The sequence below is a fragment of the Amphritea sp. genome (assembly GCF_050300915.1).
Taxonomy (GTDB): Bacteria; Pseudomonadota; Gammaproteobacteria; order Pseudomonadales; family Balneatricaceae; genus Amphritea.
In genome coordinates, this window is the sequence record NZ_JBNKYN010000128.1 from 1 (window position 1) to 6,466 (window position 6,466).

The 6,466-nt window shown below is 47.4% G+C and carries 6 protein-coding genes; 4 read left to right on the plus strand and 2 right to left on the minus strand.

Going from position 1 to position 6,466, the window contains the following annotated elements:
- Nucleotides 1-6: 6 nt before the first annotated feature.
- Nucleotides 7-225 carry a hypothetical protein gene (locus tag ACQY8X_RS20380; RefSeq protein WP_428036966.1) on the minus strand — a complete coding sequence of 73 codons (219 nt, stop codon included), beginning with the start codon at nucleotides 223-225 and terminating at the stop codon, nucleotides 7-9.
- Nucleotides 226-818: 593 nt separating this feature from the next.
- Here ACQY8X_RS20380 and ACQY8X_RS20385 point away from each other — a divergent pair.
- Together ACQY8X_RS20385 and ACQY8X_RS20390 are read left to right on the plus strand one after the other, a co-directional pair.
- Nucleotides 819-2,681 carry a hypothetical protein gene (locus tag ACQY8X_RS20385; protein ID WP_428036967.1) on the plus strand — a complete coding sequence of 621 codons (1,863 nt, stop codon included), beginning with the start codon at nucleotides 819-821 and terminating at the stop codon, nucleotides 2,679-2,681.
- A 4-nt stretch (nucleotides 2,682-2,685) separates the two neighbouring features.
- The gene (locus ACQY8X_RS20390; protein WP_428036968.1) at nucleotides 2,686-2,928 is read left to right on the plus strand and encodes a hypothetical protein; all 243 of its coding nucleotides are present in this window, start codon (nucleotides 2,686-2,688) and stop codon (nucleotides 2,926-2,928) included.
- Between the two features lie 367 nt (nucleotides 2,929-3,295).
- On the opposite strand, the gene ACQY8X_RS20395 is transcribed toward ACQY8X_RS20390, so the two are convergent.
- Nucleotides 3,296-4,141: an SIR2 family protein gene (locus tag ACQY8X_RS20395; RefSeq protein ID WP_428036969.1), complete on the minus strand. Its 846-nt coding sequence runs from the start codon at nucleotides 4,139-4,141 to the stop codon at nucleotides 3,296-3,298.
- A 521-nt stretch (nucleotides 4,142-4,662) separates the two neighbouring features.
- On the opposite strand from ACQY8X_RS20395, the gene nifH reads away from it, so the two are divergent.
- Nucleotides 4,663-5,535 carry a nitrogenase iron protein gene (nifH, locus tag ACQY8X_RS20400; protein WP_428036970.1) on the plus strand — a complete coding sequence of 291 codons (873 nt, stop codon included), beginning with the start codon at nucleotides 4,663-4,665 and terminating at the stop codon, nucleotides 5,533-5,535.
- An 88-nt stretch (nucleotides 5,536-5,623) separates the two neighbouring features.
- Nucleotides 5,624-6,466: nitrogenase component 1 (locus ACQY8X_RS20405; RefSeq protein ID WP_428036971.1), on the plus strand; the 843-nt coding region annotated here is incomplete at its 3' end.

Here is a 6,466-nt window from a genome sequence, read left to right on the forward strand (position 1 = left end):
GCTATGTCATGATCCAGTGCATTGCTTTGAAGAAATAAGGTGACAGTGGTTTTCTAAAATCACCCAGGCATAAACTTTGAGGCCATCTTTATTAAAAAAGCGCAGGGCATCGAGCAGAACATTGACGGTGTCAGGGCGTGTGAACACCGGAATCCAGTGCAACACCGTCAGGGTGACGAAATGTGGTTGCTGAGGTTCGGTTATTTTGTAGCGGCTTCTACCCATTATGCATATTCCTTATGCATTCCCACGCGGGAGCGTGGGAACGAGACACCATATCCCTGATCAGGCGGGTGACTGTTCCATGGAGCATTAATAATTACACAGATCGGCATAACTGAAAAGTTTAGAGTCGTGCGTTTCTCTCAAAGATGGCGAGGCAAAGAGGCTTCTATAAAGAAAGCGCTGCAAGGGAGGACTTATGCACAGAGAAGGGAGCGCATGGGGGATTTGACCTGTAGACTTTGGAATCCCTTTTAAAGGTTTTGAGCCTTTTAGTGCTTAGCCAACCATCCGTGATCGCTTTATCTCTGTGCCCTCGGTGTTCTCTGTGGTGAATCTTCAGAATCAGGTAGCTTTTTACCGCTGTACTCAAAGGTGATGCTAAGGGTTGCGATCAAAGGGTCTGTGCGATCAAAGGGTCAGAGTCAATGATCCAGAATCAACAATGATGAGCCATTTATGGATTGGGCCTGGACTTTGTAAATGGAGATCTCACCGGCAAAATTGTTATAAACTGTGGCAGAATGATTTTACTTTAACCTCAAATCGGTTATCTTCTTCACTCCTCAAAAATCACCCTCACAAGGACAGTGAGTATGTTACACCCTATGGACAGGGCTCGGTTATGTAGTGGCAGCGATCTGACTGCCGAAAAACTCCCCTATGTTCTCCGACCACAGAATGCTCTGAATACTGCCCAACGAATGTGGGCCAATGAGTTTGAACGCTCCAGACTTCTTCGTTTTGACCCGGTATCCCGGCATACCCGCCACAACAGACGCTTACCTTTCCCTTCATCGCTGCAAAACGCTATCCGTACCGGCCAGTTGATACTGCTGCTGGATGATGCCCGCATGGTTACGGCACCGGTTGTCAGTCAGCGAAATGGTGAGCTGCAAACATCCGGGTTAGAACGGGAATCACTGATGTTTCGCACCACCATAGAAGAGGCGTTGAAACGCAGTAGTTTCAGTAGTGGCAGTGTGAGTACCCCAGATATAGTCACAGAAGCTCCAATGAGTTTTGCCGACAGCATCGCAGTCAACAACAGATATCTGTTGGGCGAAGACAAAAAAGCAAAAGATAAAGAGTATGTGGTTGACCTTCAGTGTGTCTGGGATAATGGCCAGTCAGTGGGTGAAATCCCCATACTACTGACCTTTGATAATGGTGTAGTGCAGCGGTGTTTCCTGCCCGCCGATGGTCACCTGGTCGTCGAGGGGGCTCCCTCCGCCAGTTATAAAGCACAGCTGAAACCTGAGGAGGATGACACATCAGAGCTTCGTACCTCGATTCAGGAAACCCTCACCGCCATCATTGAGCAAGAAAAAGCCGAAGCGGTAATGCATCAGTCATTGCAAGATCAGATGGGTATTGCTGAAAATGTTGTGGTGCATACCGGCGCAATGATGTGGGGGGTGTGGAACTGGGCAAAAGATACGGCCGAGGCACTTAATGCTACGGCCAGACTAGTTACACCTGCTGGGAACTTAAGCAGAGCATTGCAAGCATCCTATGCTGCCAGCCAGGCCGGACCTGAATCCACATGGCAGGAAACATTCCTTAAAAGCTATAGTGACCAGCAACACGAGGACTTTCTAAAAGCCTTAGGTTTTGATCCTTTACAGATCAAAAAAGAACAGTTGGCAGAAGCCTATGAAATTGCCAACTTTGTATATGAGGATGGTCCTACACGAGACGCACTGACGGAGTTTTCAAAAAACTATGTTCTTGCCCAAGATAGCATCGAACTTGCCGAGTCACTGGCCCCTACGGTAATAGATACGATTCTGACCGTCGTACTGACAGCTGCAACAGGTGTTGGAGGGACAGTTATCGTTGCCAGGGCGGGACAGGTGCTCTTCAAAAAACTGGGCAGATTATTAGTCAGTCTTGGTAAAGCTCTGAAAAAGTCTGAACTTTTAAAACGCATCGTCAGCAAGCTGAGTAACAAGCCTGAGAGATTTGAAATTCAGCGTCCTAAAGCCCAGAAATTGTCAGAGCCTAAGCGGGTTGAGGGGAATGGTAATGATGGTACGATGGGAGGGCAGAGTGTTGTTCCTGACAATAGTGTCTCCGGATTAGATAAGTTTTTACCTCAAGGAACATTTGAAAATGGGTTAGATTTATCAGCTACGAGTGTGCCGCATGCTCCTGTTTCTCTGAATAGAAATCTCCGAGTGTTACAAGATGCACAACAGACAGCAGCTAGGACGGAAACGTTGAAGGATGGGAGAGTTATTTATTATGGGTCAGAGGTTCCTGCCCGTAACCCTGGGTCAACACGAGGGGCTTCTTTAGTGACGGAGTATCAACCAGAAACTGGAAGAGTGCGGCAATACTATGAATCTTATGATCATGATGGGGCTGCTAATCGGGTTCATCCTAAATTGATTGATGGGCAGGTGGTTGATTCACAGCACTATCCACTTACTAAAAAAGAACTGGAAGGTAAATAAGAATATGGTGAGCAATGTTGACACGCTTCAGTTAGAGAAGCTTTTGGGAGAGAACGGGGATATTGATTTTGACGCTCTTGCTGACTGGGCGTACAAAACTAGACTGGATGGGCTTGGCGATTTTCCTAGAGAAATTTTAGATGATTTAGAGCAATTAGGAGCCTGCAATATGGGACCAGAATTTGAGTGGTCTCGGCAAGATTTGAGGGCCCTGCTAGGGAAGTTGCGAATAAGCTCCTCCTCTTGAGATAATCCATGATGCAACCTTCTCAGAGATATCTCATGGATCATCAGCTCACTTTCGCCGACAGCGAGTTCAGTCGAATCAAAAGGTCAATCAAAGGGTCAGAGTCATTGATCTAAACGCAGCAGTAATCCATTCTTGACGAGAAAATTACTGGCACTATTGATGAAAGTGAGTTGCTGGAGTCTCTCAAAGCAGATGAATCTGTAAGCTAAGGGCAGCGTAAATAAACGAGCTTTATCTCTGTGCCCTCTGTGCCCTCTGTGCCCTCAGTGTCCTCTGTGGTGAATCATTATATGCACGAAGCAGATTTGCACAGAGAACACTGAAGTTGATCACACAGATTTATTTACCGGGTTGGGATCATCTGTCAGGCCAGTTCAGTTTCGCCCACGGCAGCTTCAAGAAAGCTTTCCCAGGGCGCTTCGATAATCTGAATCTTCTTCAGTTTACAGAAGCGGCGTTCTTTATCGGTCGGTTCTTCAATGAATACCCAGCCCGCCTGTTCACTATCGGCGGCGTAGATGATGTCACCCATTACCATCCGCTCCGTATCCCGGGTGAAGCGCATGCCGAGAAACAGGTACTGTTTGTTCTGCCGGTAGAGTTTAATAAATTCTGGTACGGCGAAACCACCCATCAGTTCGGTAATGTAATCAACAAAGTCGGCATCGGAGGCGATGAAGTTGGCTTCGGGTACAGGACAGCCCAGCGGCTTAAAGAGAATAGGCAGGCCGGCCATTACTTTGCTCTGATCGATCTCGGTGTATGTTTCACCATCAAAGTTAAATATCTTATAGCGGTAGTCTGTGCCTGCTACGCGGGAGAGACCCTGTATCAGGATGTGCTGACGGTTTTGATAGAGATCGATTAACTGGGTGTCCCGGTTTATATCCACCACCCAGCCTGGGTTTATATCAGCCAGCCATTGATGGAGTCTGGCGGTGGTCCATTTTTTATTCAGGTAGGTGTCATTAAAAAAGCGCGTGATAAAACTGCGGCCCTTTTTGTTTTCCAGGTTCATCGCCGCGCGTGGGAATTCATACATCAGACGCGGGGCCATCGGCTGACCACCGTTCATCGCCAGAATCAGACTGTCACTGTCGGCAGGCATCGGTGTGTGGTCTTCGACATTAGTTACATCTGCAAGCGCGCCTGCCCCGAGGTAGGGGACAATCTTTCCCGATTTAAGTCCGTCTATTAATTCACTGTACATAATGTTCACCCGTGGCTGATTAATTGAATCTCTTTGCTCTGTATTTATATGTGCAACAGATACAGAGCCTGATGAAGAGAAATTGAGTTAACCAGAGCTACTGCAATTGTCAGGCCAGCAGGGAAACCGTGGGCTTTCAGTGAGGCTGAGCCGGGTTGTTTGAGTGATGTTTTTTACTCTGACGTTATAAAACCGGGGGGCTTAGTGAATTTTAGCCGCTGTTGTTTCTTTTATCTGAGTGTCTGTTGATGGTGAATGTTTTAAATCTGACATAACAGAGTCTGACAAAACCCTATTTTTATTGTTGGCATTACAACAGTAAATCCGCCAATTGTTGTTACTTTCACAGTATTAGAACAAAGACTGTAGCGCCTTAATTTTATTTAAGTTCTTATAAATCAATAAATTAAATGTTTTTTGGTCGGTTGGTACAAGTTTCGCAACAGTGGATGTGAGTTTTCGAGTCAGGTGCTTTTTGTCTGGCTCAGGCAATCTAAGTTCTAACGCTGAGGAGCAAGATTATGGCTATGCGTCAATGTGCAATCTACGGAAAAGGCGGCATCGGTAAGTCGACTACTACCCAGAACCTGGTAGCAGCTCTGGCTGAATTAGGTAAGAAAGTAATGATCGTAGGATGCGACCCTAAAGCGGATTCTACTCGATTGATTCTGCATTCTAAAGCGCAGAATACCATCATGGAGATGGCTGCTGAGGCAGGTACTGTAGAAGATCTGGAACTGGAAGATGTGCTTAAAGCCGGTTACGGCGACATTAAGTGTGTTGAGTCCGGTGGTCCTGAGCCAGGTGTTGGTTGTGCTGGTCGTGGTGTTATCACCGCTATCAACTTCCTCGAAGAGGAAGGCGCCTACGAAGAAGATCTGGACTTTGTTTTCTACGACGTACTGGGTGACGTGGTATGTGGTGGTTTCGCGATGCCAATCCGCGAAAACAAAGCTCAGGAAATCTACATTGTTTGTTCTGGTGAGATGATGGCGATGTACGCTGCTAACAACATCTCTAAAGGTATCGTGAAATACGCTAACTCCGGTAGCGTACGTCTGGCTGGTCTGATCTGTAACAGCCGTAACACAGCTCGTGAAGACGAACTGATTATGGAGCTGGCACGTCAGCTGGGCACTCAGATGATCCACTTCGTTCCCCGCGACAACGTCGTACAGCGTGCTGAGATTCGCCGTATGACGGTTATCGAATACGATCCAAAAGCTAAGCAGGCTGACGAGTACCGTCAACTGGCACAGAAGATCATCGATAACGAGAAGTTCGTTATTCCTACGCCAATCACAATGGATGCGCTGGAAGATCTGTTGATGGACTTCGGTCTGATGGATGAAGAAGACGAAAGCATTATCGGTAAAACCGCTTCAGAAGAGTAATTCACTTTTCTGAGTCGTGGTTTTGCTATTGACGGGTATGGAGCGGATTAGCTTCTACCCGCAACCCTTAATGTAAAGGAGACAGAATATGTCTACCATGTCACGCGACGAGACCGAAGCGCTTATTCAGGAAGTGCTGGAAGTCTATCCTGCTAAAGCTAAGAAAGATCGTGAAAAACACCTTGCTGTTAACGATCACGAAGTTGAGCAGTCTAAAAAATGTATCACCTCCAACAAGAAGTCTCTGCCAGGTGTGATGACCGTTCGTGGTTGTGCCTATGCAGGTTCTAAAGGTGTGGTTTGGGGCCCTATCAAGGATATGATCCATATCTCTCACGGTCCTGTTGGTTGTGGTCAGTACTCCCGTAACGGTCGCCGTAACTACTATATCGGTACCACCGGCATCAACGCTTTCGTTACCATGAACTTTACCTCCGATTTTCAGGAGAAAGACATTGTATTCGGTGGCGACAAGAAGCTGTCAAAACTTCTGGAAGAGGTGGAAACACTGTTCCCGCTGAACAAGGGTGTATCCATTCAGTCTGAGTGTCCTATCGGGCTGATCGGTGATGACATCGAAGCGGTTGCGAAGAAAGCGACTGCGGCAACCGGTAAAACCGTGGTGCCTGTCCGTTGTGAAGGCTTCCGTGGTGTGTCTCAGTCACTGGGCCATCACATCGCTAACGATGCGGTACGTGACTGGGCGCTGGATAAACGCGACGATGACGATAGCTTCGAGAGAACTGCGTATGACGTGGCTATTATCGGTGACTACAACATCGGTGGTGATGCCTGGTCTTCCCGTATCCTGCTGGAAGAGATCGGTCTGCGCGTTGTGTCTCAGTGGTCTGGTGACGGCACCATCGCTGAGATGGAACTGACCCCTAAGGTTAAGCTGAACCTGGTTCACTGCTACCGTTCAATGAACTAC

Coding starts and splice junctions, on each gene's coding strand:
- ACQY8X_RS20380 (WP_428036966.1), bottom strand. CDS start 225: ATGGGTAGAAGCCGCTACAAAATAACCGAACCTCAGCAACCACATTTC.
- ACQY8X_RS20385 (WP_428036967.1), top strand. CDS start 819: ATGTTACACCCTATGGACAGGGCTCGGTTATGTAGTGGCAGCGATCTG.
- ACQY8X_RS20390 (WP_428036968.1), top strand. CDS start 2,686: ATGGTGAGCAATGTTGACACGCTTCAGTTAGAGAAGCTTTTGGGAGAG.
- ACQY8X_RS20395 (WP_428036969.1), bottom strand. CDS start 4,141: ATGTACAGTGAATTAATAGACGGACTTAAATCGGGAAAGATTGTCCCC.
- nifH (WP_428036970.1), top strand. CDS start 4,663: ATGGCTATGCGTCAATGTGCAATCTACGGAAAAGGCGGCATCGGTAAG.